This window comes from Paraburkholderia kururiensis JCM 10599 = LMG 19447 (genome assembly GCF_003986935.1).
Lineage (GTDB): Bacteria > Pseudomonadota > Gammaproteobacteria > Burkholderiales > Burkholderiaceae > Paraburkholderia > Paraburkholderia kururiensis.
The window spans coordinates 148214-164550 of the sequence record NZ_RJZE01000014.1; the positions used below are offsets into that span (position 1 = coordinate 148214).

The following is a 16337-nucleotide window of genomic DNA, read 5'->3' on the forward strand; positions in this document are numbered from 1 at the left end:
GCAGGCAGGCGGTGCCGTGCAGCCTCCAGCCGGTTAACCCACTTTCCACGAAACGTGAATAAAACGCCGAATCTCAACGATCTGCGCGTGTTCCGCGCGGTGGCGCGCCACGCCGGCTTCAGCGCGGCGGCAGCGGAGCTGGCCATGTCGCCCGCGTTCGTCAGCAAGCGCGTGGCGGTGCTCGAAGCCGAACTCGGTACGCGCCTTCTGCATCGCTCCACGCGACGCGTGGCGTTGACCGAAGCCGGCGAACGCGTGCTGGCATGGGCCCAGAAGATTCTCGACGACGTCGATCATCTGGTGGACGAGGTCTCCACCGCGCGGCGCGTGCCGCGCGGCACGCTGCGGGTGTCGAGCAGCTTCGGGTTCGGGCGGCATGTCGTGGCGCCCGCTGTGGCGCGGCTCTCGGCACAGTATCCGCAGCTCAACGTGCGGCTCGAACTGTTCGACCGGCTCGTGGACGTGGCCGCCGAAGGGTTCGACATCGACATTCGCGTGGGCGACGAGATCGCGCCGCATCTCATCGCGACGCGCCTCGCGTCGAATCATCGCGTGCTGTGCGCGTCGCCGGCCTATCTTGCGCGCCGCGGCGCGCCTGCCGAAGTCGCGGACCTGAGAACGCACGCCTGCCTGCCGATCAAGGAGCGCGACCATCCGCTCGGCGTGTGGCGCTTGACGGTGAATGGTGTGCCGACCACGGTGAAAGTGGACGGGCCGCTTTCCACGAATCACGGCGAGATTGCGGTGCAGTGGGCGCTGGCCGGCTACGGCATCGTGCTGCGCTCCATCTGGGACGTGGCGCCGCTCATCGCAAGCGGCGCGCTGGTGCAGGTGCTGCCCGAGGCGATTCAGCCCGCGAATATCTGGGCGGTTTATCCCGAGCGGCGCGCCGGGCTCGCGAAGGTGCGCGCCTGCGTCGATCTGCTCGCGCAGGAATTCAGCGAGTGGGACAACGGAGACAAGGACGAGAAGACGGTGTCGCCCGTCAAGGGCGTTCGGCGTTGACAAGCGCCTCAAGCTTCGCGCGTTCCTGCTGCACGTCGCCGTTCTGCTGCGGCCAGTCGAGCGCGATGCCGTCGTCGAGCGACTTGCGCACGAGCGACGAGTAATCCCATTTGCTCAACTGGCCCGACTTCATGGCGTCGGCCACGTCGTGTCGGAGTTCAGGTGGAAAGGCGGGCCAGGCGAGCGAGAGCGACGCGTACTGCCGTGCATCGATTTCAGCCGAGGAACGCGGCCAGACCCATATCACGACCGCCACGAGGGCGAGGAACGGCACGAACGTGTAACGCAGGACAAACTTGACGGGCTGCTTCATTCGGAAAGCGTGGTGGAGGAAGTGGACTTCGTGTCTTGCGCCGCGGTGCTCGCGCGCAACGCGGCCAGAATGCCTTTGAGCAGATCGGCGGGCGTGGGCGGGCAGCCGGGGATGCTGACATCGACAGGAAGCAGGGTCGACAGCGGGCCGCTCACGGCGTAGCTGCCTTTGAAGACGCCGCCGGTGCAGGCGCAGTCGCCCGCGGCTACGACGAGCTTAGGGGCCGGCGTGGCTTCATAGGCCTCGCGGACGGCTTCCCTCATGTTCAGCGTGAGCGGCCCGGTGACGAGCAGCATGTCCGCATGGCGCGGGCTCGCCACGAATCGGATGCCGAGGCCTTCGATGTTGTAGTACGGGTTGTTGAGCGCGTGGATCTCCAGTTCGCAGCCGTTGCACGAACCACCATCGATCTGGCGGATGCACAGCGCGCGGCCCAGTACGTCGAGAATGGCTTGCTGGAGCGCGGCCTGTGCGGCGTCTTCCGCGCCCTGCGTGCCCGGACCCGAGCTTGAGCCGGGTTGGCGCCACGCGTCCTCGGGCGCCGGCGCGGGCTCTGTCGGCGTGCCGGTTCGCGCGATCTGTTTGAGCAGTTGCCACATTACAGGTCGTGCCCCGCGTAGTTGAGGTTGAACGATTTGTTGATCAACGGAAAGTCGGGAACGATGTTGCCGATGATCGCGTGCTCAAGCGCGGGCCAGTTCTGCCACGACGGATCGTGGCAATGGCAGCGCGCAATCGTGCCGTCCGGGCCTGTTTCGAGTGCCACGAGCACGTCGCCGCGCCAGCCTTCCACCCAGCCGAGCCCGCCTGACGGCGAGCGGCTCACGTCCACGGGCGCGGCGATTTGGCCTGTCGCGGCAGCCTCGCCCGCGAGCCCCTCCAGTCCTTCAAGCAACACGCGGATCAGCCGCAGCGACTCGCTCACTTCGTTGAAGCGCACCGCGACGCGGGCGGCGACGTCGCCGCGGTCGTCGGTGACGATTCTTGGCGCGAGCGCGTCGTAGGGCGCATGCGGATGATCGACGCGCACGTCCATTGCCTGGCCGCTCGCACGCGCGGCGAGACCGCAGACGCTAAAGTGCGCCGCAACCGCGGGCGTCAGCCGGCCCGTGGTCGAGAAGCGGTCCTGCAAACCGGACTGCTCGTCGTAGATGCGCTGCATCACGCGAACCTCGCCTTCGATCTGCGCGCACTGTACGACGATGGCGTCGGCGAGCGCGGCTTCGAGGTCGCGCGCCACGCCACCGGGCACGATCTGATCCATGAGATAGCGGTGGCCGAACGCGCGCGCATTCAGGCGCAGCCAGTCTTCCTTGAGGCGCGAGAACTGCGCGAGGCCGAATGCGAAGCCGGCGTCGTTGCCGAGCGCGCCCAGGTCGCCCAGATGGTTCGCCACGCGCTCGCGTTCCAGCAGCAGCGCCCGCAGCCATTGGGCGCGCGGAGGAACCGGCACGTCGAGCGCGCGTTCCAACGCCATGCAGTACGCCCACGAGAACGCCACCGTCGAATCGCCTGCAATGCGCGCGGCAAGCCGGTGTCCTTCGAGCAGGGGCGTGGCCCCGAACAGGCGCTCGATGCCGCGATGCGTGTAGCCGAGCCGCTCTTCGAGCCGCAGCACCTTCTCGCCGACCACCGAGAAGCGGAAGTGCCCCGGCTCGATGGTGCCGGCGTGAATGGGTCCAACAGCGATCTCATGGACGCCATCGCCTGCCACGGGCACGAAGGCGTAATCGGCCTCGTTCGACTCGAATGATTCGCGCCCCGACCATTGGCTCTGCCGCAGCGGATGGTAGTCCGCCGGCCAGTTGCCATGATTGAGCCAGGGGCGCGTGTCCGCGGCGCCTGCCGCGCTTAGGCCGACCAGGTCGTGCACGGCGCGCTGCATGCGCGTGGCGCACGCGAAGATGCCGGACAGGTCGGGATAGGAGGCGCTGTCGGGCGTAGCGCCGTCCAGCGCGAGGCGTACCCACAACAGACCGTCTTCAAGTGCGTAGACGGCGTTGATCGAGAACTGGCCCGGCGCCTCTTCGGCGCCCCAGAGCGAGACTAGCCGGCCACCGCCCTGGCGTACCGTTTGTGCGGCGCGCAGCCATTCGCTCGCATCGACGTGCGCAATGAACGCAGCGGATCGAGCAGAGAGGGCGTGCAGGCGAACGAGATTGGCAACACCGATGGCATCGATACGCATGCTCACCCCGCAATCATGGCGGCCGCCTGCCGGTACCACTCGGCGAGATACGGCGGCACATAGAGGCCGAGCATGAGCCCGAGGCCCAGATGGACGAACACGGGCAAGAGCGCCGGCCGGTGCTCGAGCACCTTCGCCGTGGTGGTCTCGCCGAACACCATCGACTGCACGCGCGCGAAGATCGCCGCGAAGGCCACCGCGAGCGCGAGTAGCAGGAACGGCGCGGCCCAGGGCAGGCGGGCCATGGTCGTTGTGAGAATCAGGAATTCGCTGGCGAACACGCCGAACGGCGGCATGCCGAGAATGGCGAGCGCGCCGAGCATCAGCCCCCATCCCACCACTGGGCTCACGCGCAGCAGGCCGCGGATGTCGTCCATGATCTGCGTGCCCGTCTTTTGCACGGCATGCCCCACCGTGAAGAACACCGCGGATTTGATGAGCGAGTGCACCGTCATGTGCAGCAGGCCCGCGAACGTGGCCGCTGGGCCGCCCAGGCCGAACGCGAACGTCATCAGCCCCATGTGTTCGATCGACGAGTACGAGAAGAGGCGCTTCACGTCCCGCTGCCGGAACAGCGCGAACGTGGCGACGAGCACCGAAACCAGCCCGAACCCGATCAGCATGCGGCCCGGCAGACCATTGCCGAGCGCGCCGTCCGCGAGCACCTTGCAGCGCAGGACCGCGTAGAGCGCGACGTTCAGCAGCAAGCCCGAGAGCACGGCCGAGATCGGCGTGGGCCCTTCTGCGTGCGCGTCCGGCAGCCAGTTGTGCATGGGCACGAGACCCACCTTGGTGCCATAGCCGATCAGCAGGAACACGAACGCGAGCGAGACGATGGTGGGGTCGAGGCTTGCCTTGACGGTGTTCAGGCTGCTCCAGAGCAATGCGTCGCTGCCGCCCAGCTGTCGGCTCGCGGCGAGATAGAGCAGGATGGTGCCGAAGAGCGCCTGCGCGATGCCCACGCCGCACAGGATGAAGTACTTCCACGCGGCCTCGAGGCTCGCGGCCGTGCGGTACACGCTCACGAGCAGCACGGTGGCGAGCGTGGCGGCTTCCATCGCGACCCAGAGTATTCCCATATTGTTCGTGGTGAGCGCGAGCAGCATGGCGAACATGAAGAGCTGATACATGCTGTGGTAGAGCCGCATGCGCGAGGCGGTCATCCTGCCGCGGTCGCGTTCGATGCGCATGTACGGGCGCGAAAAGATCGACGTCGTCCAGCCGACGAAGGCCGTGAGCGCGACGAGGAACACGTTGAGCGGGTCGACGAAGAACAGCTTGCCGAGCGCGAACGACGGCCCGTGCGCGACCGTGAGGGCGGCCAGCAGCATCGCCGCCACGAACGTGAGGAAGCTGAACGCGACGTTGAGGTCCGGTGCGAACGGCCGCTGCCCGAGCATGGCGAGGCACGCGCCGGCGACGAGCGGCGTGCCGCAGACGGCCATCAGGATCCACGCGTCAATCATCTTTGAGCTTTTCGAGGTGATGGATGTCGAGGCTGTCGAACTGCTCGCGGATCTGGAACATGAAGACGCCCAGAATCAGGATGCCCACGAGCACGTCGAGCCCGATGCCGAGCTCCACGATCATCGGCATGCCGTTGGTGGCAGCCGCTGCCGCGAAGAAGAGTCCGTTCTCCATCGAGAGAAAACCGATCACCTGCGGAATCGCCTTCGAGCGCGTGATCATCATCATGAACGAGAGCAGCACGCAGGCGAGCGCAATGCCGAGCGTGCCGCGCGCCTCGGACGAGGCGAGCTGGCTGATCGGCGTGGCCACGTTGAACGCGACGATCACGAGCACGATGCCGATGAGCAGCGTGGCCGGAATGTTGAGCAGTGGCTCGACGTCCGTCTTCACGTTGAGGCGCTGCACGAGCTTGTAGAGAATCCACGGAATCACGCCGACCTTGAGCACGAGCGTGAGCATGGCGGAAACGTACAGGTGGGCGTCTTCGGCCACGTAGCCGAGCACGACATTCGCGCAGACGAGCGCAAGACCTTGCAGCGTGTAGAGATGAATCAGCGAAAGAATGCGCCGCTGGCTCAGCATCGCGAACGAGAGCAGCAGCAGGATGGCCGCGAGGAAGTTGATGATCTGCGTAGCGAGGCTGTGAGCGCTGTGCATTTACGCCCCCAGCAGGAAGTGAACCAGCATGCCGATCACGGCGAGCAGGAACGCGGTGGCGAGAAACTCGGGCACGCGGAAGATACGCATCTTCGCGTTGCTGGTTTCGATCAGCGCAAGTATGGAGCCGCCCGCCAGCAGCTTCACGGCGAGCGCCGGAATGGCCACGAGCAGCGCCAGCGGATTGCCGGCCTCGGCCATGCCCCAGGGCACGAACAGCGCGATGCCGATACACGAATACGCGAATAGCTTGAGGCTTGCCGCCCATTCCATGAGCGCAAGATGGCGGCCCGAGTATTCGAGGATCAGCGCCTCGTGGATCATCGTGAGTTCGAGGTGCGTGGTGGGGTTGTCCACGGGCAGCCGCGCGTTTTCGGCAAGCGAGACCATCGTGAACGCGATGCCCGCGAACGCGAGGCTCGGATAGAGCGCGAGCTCGCGATGGCTGAGCGTGGCGACGATGTGCGTGAGCAGCGTGGACTGCGTGATGAGCGAGGCCGAAAACAGCACCATCAGCAAGGCCGGCTCGGCGAGAAAGCCGACCAGCATCTCGCGCCGTGCGCCCAGCGTGCCGAACGCGGTGCCGATGTCCATGGCGGCGAGCGAGACGGCGACGCGTGCGAGCGCGAAGAGGCCGACGAGCGCGATGGCGTCGGCGGCGGAGGAAAGCGGCAGGTCGGTGGAAAGCGTGGGCACGATGGCGCAGGCGAGCGTCATGGCGCCCCAGATCACATAGGGCGCGCCGCGGAACACGGGGCTCGCGCCGTGCGCAATCACCGACTCCTTGTTGAACAGCTTGTGCAGCATCCGGTAGGGCTGCCAGATGGAGGGCGCGCGGCGATTCTGCATCCATGCGCGGCAGATGTTCACCCAGCCCGTGAGCAGCGGCGCGACCGCGAGCGCAACGACGATTTCGAGCGCCTGGGAGAGCAGGCCGGAGAACGTGATCATCGTCTCACCAGCATGAGCAGGACAACGAGCACGACGAAGCTGTACAGCAGATAGATCGCGATGCGCCCGGTCTGGAGCCGGCCCGCGAGCGCGGCGACCTGCTTCACGAGCCGTTCGATGGGCAGATACAGCAGCGTCCAGACGCGGTCCGAAACGGTGACGTGATAGGTGGGCTGCGTGTCGAACGGCGAAGGCAACTGCCGCTCGATCTGCATGAGCGGCGCGAAGATTTCGCGGATCGGCTGGCCGAATCCTTCCGCTGTGTCCTGCATGCGCGCATTTGCGAACGGAAAGCCGCAGGCCCATGGAATCGAGCGGCGCAGCCTGCCGTGATAGAAGCGGCGTACGAGCAGCCAGGCAAGGCCGCAGCAGCCGAGGAAGAAGAGCACGAACACTGCGGGCATGTAGCTGGCGCGGCTGGCTTCGGTCGGCACGAGCAGCAGCCAGCCATGCCGGGCCAGCGCCTGGCCGATGCCAGCGCCGACAAGCGCATTCGTGACGCGGTCGATCAAGCCCGCGTACTGTACCGGCAAGAGGCCGAGCAGCACGCAAAGCGCCGCGAGCCAGGCGAAGCCGATGCGTTCCCAGGGGCTCGCGTCATGCGCACGGGCGAGCTTGGCCTCGCGGGGCTGTCCGAGAAAGACGATGCCGAAGAACTTCACCATCGTGTAGCCGCCCAGCGCCGCCACGAGCGCGATCAGCGCCGCGACGATCGGCACGATCATGTTGAGGAACGGGTCGGGCAGGCCGGGCGTGAACAGAAAACTTTGCAGCAGCAGCCATTCGGAGACGAATCCGGAGAGGGGCGGCAAACCCGCACTGGAGAGGGCGCCCACCAGCGCGGCGAGCGCGGTCCATGGCATGTAGCGGATCAGTCCGCCCAGCCGGCCGAGGTTGCGCTCGCCCGTGGCATGGAGCACCGAGCCGGTCGAGAGGAACAGCAGGCTCTTGAACGCAGCGTGGCTCGCAATCTGATAGAGCAGCGCGGTGAGCGAGAGCGCCGCGAGCGCCGGCATGCCGTACGCCTTGAATAGCACCGTGAGGCCGAGGCTGGCGAACATCAGCCCGATGTTGTCGATGGACGACCAGGCGAGCAGCCGTTTCATGTCGGTCTGGACCGCGCTGAAGACCACGCCGGAGAGCGCCGAGAAGAGCCCGAGCCCCAGCATGACGACGCCCCACCACGCAATCTGCAGATGCAGCAAGTCGAAGACGACGCGCAGCACGCCGTAAAGACCGGCCTTCAGCACGAAGCCGCTCATGAGCGCCGACACCGGCGACGGCGCGGCGGGGTGCGCCTCGGGCAGCCACACGTGCAGCGGGAAGATGCCGGCTTTCGTGCCGAATCCGAACAGCGCGAGTACGAAAGCGAGCGAGGCCCAGAACGGATTCAGGTTCTGCAGCCGCATGTTGGCGAAGGTGTAGTCGCCGGTGCCGGCCTGCAGCAGGCCGAAGCACAGCAGCAGCCCGAGCGCGCCGACGTGCGAAATCAGAAAGTACAGATAGCCCGCGCGACGGATCTCCGGCAACCGGTGATTGCTCATGACGAGGAACGTGGCCGAGAGGGTCATGGCTTCCCACGCCACCATGAAGCAATAGGCGTCGTTGGCGATCAGGACGAACGCCATGCTCGCGAGGCACACGTGATATTCGAAGCAGAGAAGCCCCGGCGGCGTGCCTTCGCCCTTGCGGAAATACCCGCTAGAAAAGGCGCTGATGCCGGCGCTTATCGCGCCCAGCACCATGAGGAAATACGAGGAGAGGGCGTCGAGGCGCACGTGGAACGGCAGGCCCGGCAAGCCGACCGGCAGGATCGCTTCGGCGGGAGCCCGGAACACGCCGGCCGCGCCGATTGCCGCGAGCAACAGACCGATGGCGGCACCGGCGGGAAACAGCATATGAGCAACGATGCCCGTGCGGCGCAGGCTCGCGATACCGAGCGTTGCAACCGCAAGCCACCCTGCAATGACGAGGAGCACGCCATGAAGAAGGGAGGACGGGGCCATCGTGAGTCGTTCTCGTTGAGAAAGCTTATGAGCGCCGGGTGACGGCCGCGCCAGGCTGCGCGTTTTGGCCTGAAATACGGAGAATCATGTGGTTATCACAACATGGTAATGCTGTTAGCATGCTAGCAGCTTTGCCGGTGAGATTCCACAAGGCCGGCCGTGAGGCCGAACGGCCAGGTTGACCTGCGACGTTATGTCCGTTGCGCGATTCATGGTGCACGGCCTCGCGCTATGCTAATTTCATGCACATTCGATGTGTCGCGTTACGGTGAGGAGCAGTTATGTCGCAGTCACAAGCCGGTCCTGGCTTTCCTGAACCTCACTGCATGCCGGACGAGCCGGATGCCGCCAATCCGCAGGCGCTTATCGGCGGCAAGGCAATCGAGGCGTCCGCGCCGCTTATCTCGCTCGACTACACACCGAGGTTCGTCCGCGATCTGACGGGCGAGCATGGGCTCATCGTCGTGGGCATGGGCCGTGCCGCCGAACGGGGCTTCCAGATGCTCTACCGCTTTGCCGGCGCGTGCGGCGGACTTGAGGCGCAAGGCGTCAATGTCGCGTTCGTTTATCCCAAAGAATCGGCGCGGCACGTTTTCGATGCAACGTCTGTTCGTGCGGCGCGCTATCGGGCGAAGCCCGTCCTGTTTCTGGACGCAAGCGGCAAGTTCTTCCTGGAGCCCGTGGAGCCGAGATCGCTGCATGTCGTGCAGCTGGATCGCGAGTTGCAACAGACCAAGGCGGCGCACGTGACGCTGACCGACGACAGCTGGGATGCGCAACTGCTCGCCTTTTTTGCCGGTGCCAGTGGCAATGGAGCGGTTTGAGGCTGAGGTGTGATGGCGGATTGCCGCGGCGAATTCGCAAGTGCCTCGCACCGGCGTAAGGGATCGGTTTGCGCTGACTTATCTATGAGGAATGGTGGTGATGGAAGGGTGGGTTGAGGTGGATCGTCGTTGGGGGCGGCCAGGATATGAGCCGACGACGGTGGCCTGCATTGCCTCTGGCTTCGTGAGCGAGATTGTCTGCTTTGCGAATGGCCGTTTCGTCAACGGCAAAGACGCGATGTCGGTCATGTCGCTGCGGGTGAGGCCCGGCACAGAAGTCCGCATTGTTGCGACAGGCCCAGACGAGGCGGCGGCAGTCCAGGCTGTTTGCGAAGTGCTTGGCCCGCAGCGCGCCGCAGCCGACGTGTATCGACAAACGTGTTGACGCGCGGACGAGCGATGAACGGGGCGTGCTGCTCTGTCTCGCTGTCTCTTGCCTTCGCAGCCGACGTTGCCCGGCGAGCGGCGTGTATTATAATTTGATTAACATACGTCAAATTCTTCCTCCGTCTGCCATGGAAACAAAAAGCGCCCGACTGACTGTTCTGATCGATCCCGTGAAAAAGGAGGCGTTCGAAAAGCTGTGCGCGGCGCAGGACCTTACGCCGTCGCAGGTCGTGCGCCAGTTGATCCGCGACTACCTCGAGCAGCACGGTGTGACGTATCGCACGCGCAGCACGCTCGGAGCGCGTCCGCGCCGCAAGTCCGCCTGAGTCCCTGAGCACCTCCGCGCGGTGCTTTTCCTTTCCCTCTATCTTCCGATCCGGCCGTAGACGCGTTCTCGTCACGGCTTCCTTGCAGGAGCCGTCCTGCACTCCGCCGTGCGCGCATCCATTGCCCTTGCGTTGGGTCTATCGCACCGGCGTACCGTAACAAACCTTGACAGTCTGGCCATCGTTCCACTGCTAAGGTGCAAGCGGTTTGTCAGCCTGTCTGCCGTCGGGAAAACGGCAGATCGGGCAGTCCGCTTGTTCCTGAGCAGGGGTTCGCATTGAAGCAGATCGATCTAGTACAGTCGACCAATCACACGTTTTCCGAGCCGGTCAGGAAGCAGCTATCCACGCAGATCGGTCTGTCGCCTGAGATTCTCGAACACATGGTGGGCTGTGCCGCGCCTGTCCTCGTGGCCTCGTTGATGGCGGCGGCGATCTCGGCCGAAGGTAACGCCGCGATTTTCGAGGCAACCCGATCGAAGGAAGCGAATCCACATATCGCCGAAGAGCTGGTGCAGCTCACGGCCGCGACCGCCGGCATCAAAGACCTGGAGACAGCCGGCGACGCGCTGCTCACCCACGCTACCGGCCGGCGCGTTGCCGTGCTGGGCGATCAGGTGGCGGCGCAGACCGGGCTTCCCTCGCAGGCCACGCACGTGTTGACCGGCATGGTGGCGGCCGTGTTGTTCGGCGTGCTCAAGCACCATCTGCTGCTCGAACAGGCCCACGAGTCAGCGTTGCCCGCGATGCTTCGCGCACAGTTGGCGGCCGTCTCAGGTCGTATCTCCGATACCGTCGCGCAGGCCATGGGCTTCGCCGATGCCAGCGAGTTCCAGCGTTCGATTGCTTCCCGGCTGGGTGCCGCCACCCGTGCCGTGACCGCTGCGCCGGAAGTTGCTGCGCCGAGGCAGCCGGTAGCTGTTTCGCCAACGGCTGCCGCAGCGCGTTCTTCATCTGACGTTGCGCCGATCGAAGCCGGGAAGGCGGGCAGATGGGCATGGCTTCTTTTCGCCTTGCTTGCCATCGTACTGGGCGGGGTTTTCACGTGGAGCCGTCTGCACCCCGCAGGCGGGGCGGACGGTGCGAAGCCGGCTGCTGCGGCGGCCAGTTCCCGGTCTGTTGCCGCGACCGGGTCGGGCGGAACGACTTCTGTGGGCGCGGTTACGGCAGCGAGTACGGTCGCCGCCAGCAGGCCGGCAGCGGTCGCTGGCCCGGCGGTCGCCAGCCAGGCCGTCGCGGGCGGCTCGGCGGCTGCATCCACTGCGGCCGCATCCGTGTCGGTCGTGCCTGCAACGGCAAGTGCGCCCGTTGGCGCTTCCGCGGTAGCGGGGAGCATCCCCCTTGTGTCTGCGCTGCGTTCCGGTGAGCCGCACCCGCTCGAGCACGATACTGTGCCCAAGGCGCAACTCGCATTCGGCGCGAGTCGCGCTGGTGTTCCGATGCTTGAGGCCGTTCTGAAGGACGAAACGGAGAAGGAGAAGCTTCTCGACGCTCTGGGCCGCAACGCCGCCGCGGGGCGCGTCCATGTCGACGTGAGGCTCGACGCGCATGTGGCGTCCGCGGGCTGGCTTGGCCACCTCGACGATCTGCTGGCGCCCATGACTGTTCCGGGGGCCGCATTGCGGATCGAGGGAACACGGATCGAGCTCGCCGGCGCTCTCGCTGCGAACGCATCGGACTGGCGCTCGCGTTTGCAGCGACAACTTGGTCCCACCTACAACATTGCGGTCTTCAACGCGGACGAGGCCACCACCTCGGCCACCGATGCTTACCTGCGCGCCATGGCCCACATCGTCGAGACCGACCGCCGCTGCGTCGCGCCAGACATGGCCGGCGTTCTCAACCTGCAGGTGATCGGATTCGCGAGTTCGAGCGGGCATGTGCCAGCGTCGGCAAAGGAATCGCTGACCGAGGCCGCGCAGTTGATGAAGGCTTGCGCGGATGGCGGCCATCCCGTTCGATTAACCATATCGGCGTTTTCGGACAACGCCGGAAATGCCGACGCGAACCTCCAGCTGTCACAGAAGAGAGCCCAGGCCGTGCGCGATTTTCTCGTGAGTGCCGGTGCGCCTGCTGATCAACTGACAGCGACGGGCTACGGCCGCGCGCAACCCGTCGCGAGCAATCTGACGGCCGGCGGGCGATTTGCGAACCGCCGCATCGTTTTTGCGGCGGACGGGCGATGAAATAGCGCGAGTAACGCTTGCGAGTTAGCTTCAGGTAAAACGAAATGCCATACCGGCCAGCGTATTCCTGGTTCGAGGGCGATTACCGCGGAAGTACCATCCATGGCTCACCTTCGAGGTGGGCCTTTTTTTGTGCCCATTTCGAGTAATTTCTCGATACACGTGCGATTGCCTCGGGTCAGGCGAGGCCATCTTCCTGTACAGAAAAGTTCAAATATTTTCACCATTGATGATGCGACCATTAAAGTCAGATTAAGCGGTGACGAGAATTTCATTCTCATACTGAATTGTTAATGGCCATTCGGCCAATTCTTGGAGATATTCGCGGAATGAAAATTCTTGTTCTTGAGAGAAATTTTCTGGATGCCGCGCTCATCCAGGACGCACTGCTATCGCGCGGCTACGATGTCCATCACTTTAACGACGGCAGGCAACTCATCCGATACCTGGAAAATTCGACCGCGGATCTGCTGATACTGGACTGGTCGAGCGGGCCGTTCGCTGGCATCGAGGTGTTGGGCTGGGTTCGCGCGCGCATGGGGGTGTGGATGCCCGTGCTGTTCGCGACCAATCGTACAGCGGAGGAGGAAGTGGTTGCCGCGTTCGAGGCGGGCGCCGACGAATACATGATCAAACCGCTTAGGCGCGAGGAACTGGTGGCGCGTGTGGAGGCGTTGATGCGCAGGGTCGATTCACACGCGGCACAGTCGCACAGTTCACGCATCGAATTTGGATGTTATTCGTTCGATTTGCGTAACGGCACCATCGCAGTCCATGGCGAGCTCATTGATACCTCACCGAAGGAATTCGAACTCGCCTCGCTGCTATTTCGCAATATCGATCGAATCATGCCGCGTCATACGCTGATCAGATTGCTCTGGGGAAGCGATATGAACTTTTTCTCGCGAGGATTGGATACGTATGTCTATCGCGTGAGAAGGAAACTGCGTATCGGACGCGAATCCGGATTTCGCCTGCGTACGGTGTACAGCCAGGGGTATTGTCTCGAAAGATGCATTTGGGATCAGCCCTCACGATCCCCGATGACAAAAAGCATTGGGCTGCAAGTAGTGGCAGGGGTTTGAGCTTTCCGTCAGCGCTTGATCTATGTGCTGCGGCGCGGAGCCGCCATTAAACGCGCTTTTGCCCGACTGGGCCGGAGAGCCGAACAACATTTTTTGGTGCCCAGGGCCGGACTCGAACCGGCACGCCTTGCGGCGGGGGATTTTGAGTCCCCTGCGTCTACCTGTTTCACCACCTGGGCTTGTGTGGAGGCGCACGCACGGCAACCGCGCGTGGCGAAACGTGGATTATGTCGCAAATCTGTTTGCCGGGCAAGATGATGCCCACAGGCTCAGACTGTCCGCGAGAACCGCTCCATACGCTGCGTGCCGAGATAGCGGTCGAACACCATGGCGACGTTGCGCACCAGCATACGGCCGGCGGGCAGCACGTCCAGGCGGTTGCCGCCAATCGAAACGAGGCCATCGCGCTCGAATTCGCGCAGGCGCTCGAGTTCCTGTGCAAATGCGTTGCCGAAGCGAATGCCGTACGCCGCCTCGAACTCGTCGAAGCGCAATTCGAGGTTGCACATGAGCTGCGTGATGATGTCGCGGCGCAGCCGGTCGTCCGTAGTGAGGCGGATGCCGCGTGTGATCGCGAGGTGCCCTGCATCGATGGCCGCCGAGTAGGCCGGCAAGTCCTTTGCGTTCTGCGCGTACACATCGCCCACTTTGCCGATTGCCGAGGCGCCGAAGGCTATCAGATCGCAGTCCGCTCGCGTGCTATAGCCCTGGAAATTGCGATGCAGCGTGCGCTGCGCCTGGGCGAGTGCAAGCTCGTCGGTGGGCAGCGCGAAATGGTCCATGCCAATGTAGACGTAGCCCGCCGCGGTCAGCCGTTCGACCACGAGTCGCAGCAGCGCAAGCCGTTCCTGGGGCGACGGCAGTGCAGACGCGTCGATCTGGCGCTGCATCTTGAAAAGGTGAGGCATGTGCGCGTAACCGAACACCGAGAGACGATCGGGCGCGAGGGAGAGCATTGTGTCCAGCGTGCGGCTGAAGCTGTCGACCGTCTGGTGAGGCAACCCGTAGATCAAGTCGACGCTGATCGAGTGGAAACCCGTGGCCCGTGCCGCACGGATGACGTTCGTCGTGAGCTCGAGCGGCTGGATGCGGTTGACCGCTTGCTGCACCAGCGGATCGAAGTCCTGTACGCCAAGGCTGATCCGGTTGAAGCCGAGTGTGCGTAGCTGCACGATGGTTTTCGCGTTCGCTTCGCGTGGGTCGATCTCGATCGAGTACTCGCCCTCGGCGTCGGGGCGCAGCGTGAAGTGCTCGCGCGTCGCGGCCATCAGCTCGGCCATTTCGTCGTGCGAAAGGAAGGTGGGCGTGCCGCCGCCCCAATGCAGCTGCGACACCGGACGCGAGGTATCGAAGAGCGCGGCTTGCAGCGCCATTTCACGCTTGACCCGCTCCAGATACGGCCTGGCTCTTGCGCGGTTCTTCGTGATGACCTTGTTGCAGCCGCAGTAGAAGCACACCGTGTCGCAGAACGGAATGTGGAAGTAGAGCGAGAGATCCGTGTCGCTGGCGCCGGGATCAGCCGCCGCGCGGGTGTAGTCGGCGATGTCGAAGTCGTCGCGGAACTGGAGCGCCGTCGGATAGGACGTATACCGCGGACCGTTCGCGCTGTACTTCGCAAGCAGTTCGGGGTGAAAGAGGGTGTCGGCTGCGGTCATGGGAGCTTTCCGGCTGATGCCTCGCACGATAGAGCGCTTTGGCGCTCCTGCATCTCATTCCGGGGCACGAACGCGTGCAGCGAGCCAGGATGATCTGGCAGCAGCGGCATGGAATCGTCGTGATTGGCGGAGCGGTTGCGCATCGGGCTTCGGGTCTGGTCGATCTACGGGAGTGGCGATCCACCGCACTGTGCAAACGGTCGCACGGGTGGTCGATGGCACAATGTACTTCCGCAAAGCGGGCTGGATTTTGATGTATTGCAACTTTCTCCAAACCGGAAAGCCGTTGGTGAGTACCGATTCCCCCTTCAATGTGCCCGGCCACGCGTGTCGCCCGGGCTGCGGCGCGTGCTGTATCGCGCCGTCCATTACGACCCCCATTCCGGGCATGCCGCACGGCAAGCCCGCGGGCGTTCGGTGTATTCAGCTTTCGGACGATATGCGCTGCCGGATCTTCGGCTCGCCGGAGCGGCCTGCCTGCTGCTCCGGCCTCAATCCTCAGGTGGAAATGTGCGGCGAATCGCGCGGCGCGGCCCTGACGTGGCTTGCGAACCTCGAGGCGCAGACTCGACCCTAACGTCAAACTCGCGGCGCGCAGGCATGGCCTGCCGCCAGCATCAGGAAACAGGAGATTTCATATGAATCGAACCGCTGCACCGGTTTGCCGGCCACCGCGTGGTCGGCCACCGATTTCCCGACGCACCTTTCTGCTCGGGATGTGCGTGGCCGCCGGCGCCACCTTGTCGGTGACGGCGTGTGCAACGGGCATCTTTCCATTTATCCCCGACCACTACACGTTCTCCCAGCAGCAGGTGCAGGACGCGGTGCAGCGCAAGTTCCCGTACGAGCATTCGGTGTCGCAGGTCTTCGACGTGGCGCTCAGTCATCCGGTGGTGGGGCTGCTGCCCGACGCCAACCGCGTTTCCGTGCGGCTCGACGCGCATCTGGCGAGCCCGTTTCTGCGGCAGCCGGTTGACGGCGTCTTCACGCTGTCCAGCCAGCTCGCGTGGGATGAGGCCAGCCGTTCGGTGGTGCTGCATGAGCCGAGCGTCGACAACGTCGCGGTGAACGGCGACGCCGCGGCTTACACGCAGCAGATCAACGCGGCCGCTGGCGTGCTGGCTACCCAGCTACTGACCAACTATCCGGTCTACACCTTCAAGCCGGAGCAGCTTCAGTTTGCCGGGGTGAGCTACGAACCCGGTACAATCACTATCCTTACAAACGGCATACGCGTGCAGATCGTCGAGAAATGACGCGCGTGCGGCCGAAAGCGGGCCGCAC

16 protein-coding genes and 1 tRNA gene are annotated in these 16337 nt (G+C 64.5%); 8 read left to right on the forward strand and 9 right to left on the reverse strand.

From position 1 onward, the window contains the following. Positions 1-54: 54 nt before the first annotated feature. Complete coding sequence (locus PKKP23_RS18265; protein ID WP_126877928.1) at positions 55-1005, forward strand: LysR substrate-binding domain-containing protein; 951 nt, start codon at positions 55-57, stop codon at positions 1003-1005. On the opposite strand, the gene PKKP23_RS18270 is transcribed toward PKKP23_RS18265, so the two are convergent. The 7 genes from PKKP23_RS18270 to hyfB are packed head-to-tail and all read right to left on the reverse strand — an operon-like array spanning position 986 to position 8590. Next, positions 986-1318: a hypothetical protein gene (locus tag PKKP23_RS18270; RefSeq protein WP_017776774.1), complete on the reverse strand. Its 333-nt coding sequence runs from the start codon at positions 1316-1318 to the stop codon at positions 986-988. The genes PKKP23_RS18265 and PKKP23_RS18270 overlap by 20 nt on opposite strands. Continuing rightward, positions 1315-1917, reverse strand: coding sequence for an NADH-quinone oxidoreductase subunit B family protein (locus PKKP23_RS18275; RefSeq protein ID WP_126877929.1), 603 nt, complete (start codon positions 1915-1917; stop codon positions 1315-1317). The genes PKKP23_RS18270 and PKKP23_RS18275 overlap by 4 nt, the downstream gene beginning before the upstream one ends. Beyond that, a complete protein-coding gene (locus PKKP23_RS18280) occupies positions 1917-3506 on the reverse strand; it encodes a hydrogenase large subunit (RefSeq protein WP_126877972.1) in 1590 nt (529 codons plus the stop codon). The genes PKKP23_RS18275 and PKKP23_RS18280 overlap by 1 nt, the downstream gene beginning before the upstream one ends. Positions 3507-3508: 2 nt before the next feature. Further along, positions 3509-4972 (reverse strand): hydrogenase 4 subunit F, encoded by a 1464-nt coding sequence (locus PKKP23_RS18285; RefSeq protein WP_126877930.1) that lies wholly within the window; start codon positions 4970-4972, stop codon positions 3509-3511. Further along, a complete protein-coding gene (locus PKKP23_RS18290) occupies positions 4965-5633 on the reverse strand; it encodes a formate hydrogenlyase (RefSeq protein WP_017774442.1) in 669 nt (222 codons plus the stop codon). Before PKKP23_RS18290 ends, PKKP23_RS18285 begins: the two co-directional genes overlap by 8 nt. Beyond that, entirely contained in the window at positions 5634-6584 is a 951-nt protein-coding gene (locus tag PKKP23_RS18295; protein WP_126877931.1) for a respiratory chain complex I subunit 1 family protein, read from the reverse strand. Next, a complete protein-coding gene (gene hyfB / locus PKKP23_RS18300) occupies positions 6581-8590 on the reverse strand; it encodes a hydrogenase 4 subunit B (RefSeq protein ID WP_126877932.1) in 2010 nt (669 codons plus the stop codon). The genes PKKP23_RS18295 and hyfB overlap by 4 nt, the downstream gene beginning before the upstream one ends. 326 nt (positions 8591-8916) lie before the next feature. Between hyfB and PKKP23_RS18305 the strand changes: the two genes are divergently transcribed. The 5 genes from PKKP23_RS18305 (at position 8917) to PKKP23_RS18325 (ending at position 13398) form a co-directional block, all read left to right on the forward strand. Then, positions 8917-9414, forward strand: coding sequence for a hypothetical protein (locus PKKP23_RS18305; RefSeq protein WP_126877933.1), 498 nt, complete (start codon positions 8917-8919; stop codon positions 9412-9414). 91 nt (positions 9415-9505) lie between these two features. Beyond that, positions 9506-9799 (forward strand): HPr family phosphocarrier protein, encoded by a 294-nt coding sequence (locus PKKP23_RS18310; RefSeq protein WP_017774446.1) that lies wholly within the window; start codon positions 9506-9508, stop codon positions 9797-9799. A gap of 130 nt (positions 9800-9929) precedes the next feature. Then, positions 9930-10127: a ribbon-helix-helix protein, CopG family gene (locus PKKP23_RS18315; protein WP_017774447.1), complete on the forward strand. Its 198-nt coding sequence runs from the start codon at positions 9930-9932 to the stop codon at positions 10125-10127. Positions 10128-10405: 278 nt separating this feature from the next. Continuing rightward, positions 10406-12313: an OmpA family protein gene (locus tag PKKP23_RS18320; RefSeq protein ID WP_126877934.1), complete on the forward strand. Its 1908-nt coding sequence runs from the start codon at positions 10406-10408 to the stop codon at positions 12311-12313. A 329-nt stretch (positions 12314-12642) separates the two neighbouring features. Continuing rightward, positions 12643-13398, forward strand: coding sequence for a response regulator transcription factor (locus tag PKKP23_RS18325; RefSeq protein WP_161978114.1), 756 nt, complete (start codon positions 12643-12645; stop codon positions 13396-13398). Positions 13399-13492: 94 nt separating this feature from the next. On the opposite strand, the gene PKKP23_RS18330 is transcribed toward PKKP23_RS18325, so the two are convergent. Together PKKP23_RS18330 and hemN are read right to left on the reverse strand one after the other, a co-directional pair. After that, positions 13493-13577, reverse strand: a tRNA-Leu gene (locus tag PKKP23_RS18330). Positions 13578-13667: 90 nt separating this feature from the next. Then, a complete protein-coding gene (gene hemN, locus PKKP23_RS18335; RefSeq protein ID WP_126877936.1) occupies positions 13668-15053 on the reverse strand; it encodes an oxygen-independent coproporphyrinogen III oxidase in 1386 nt (461 codons plus the stop codon). A 253-nt stretch (positions 15054-15306) separates the two neighbouring features. Between hemN and PKKP23_RS18340 the strand changes: the two genes are divergently transcribed. Both PKKP23_RS18340 and PKKP23_RS18345 read left to right on the forward strand, forming a co-directional pair. Next, positions 15307-15630, forward strand: coding sequence for a YkgJ family cysteine cluster protein (locus PKKP23_RS18340; protein ID WP_240659058.1), 324 nt, complete (start codon positions 15307-15309; stop codon positions 15628-15630). Between the two features lie 61 nt (positions 15631-15691). Beyond that, complete coding sequence (locus PKKP23_RS18345; RefSeq protein ID WP_420873237.1) at positions 15692-16309, forward strand: DUF1439 domain-containing protein; 618 nt, start codon at positions 15692-15694, stop codon at positions 16307-16309. Positions 16310-16337 lie beyond the last annotated feature (28 nt).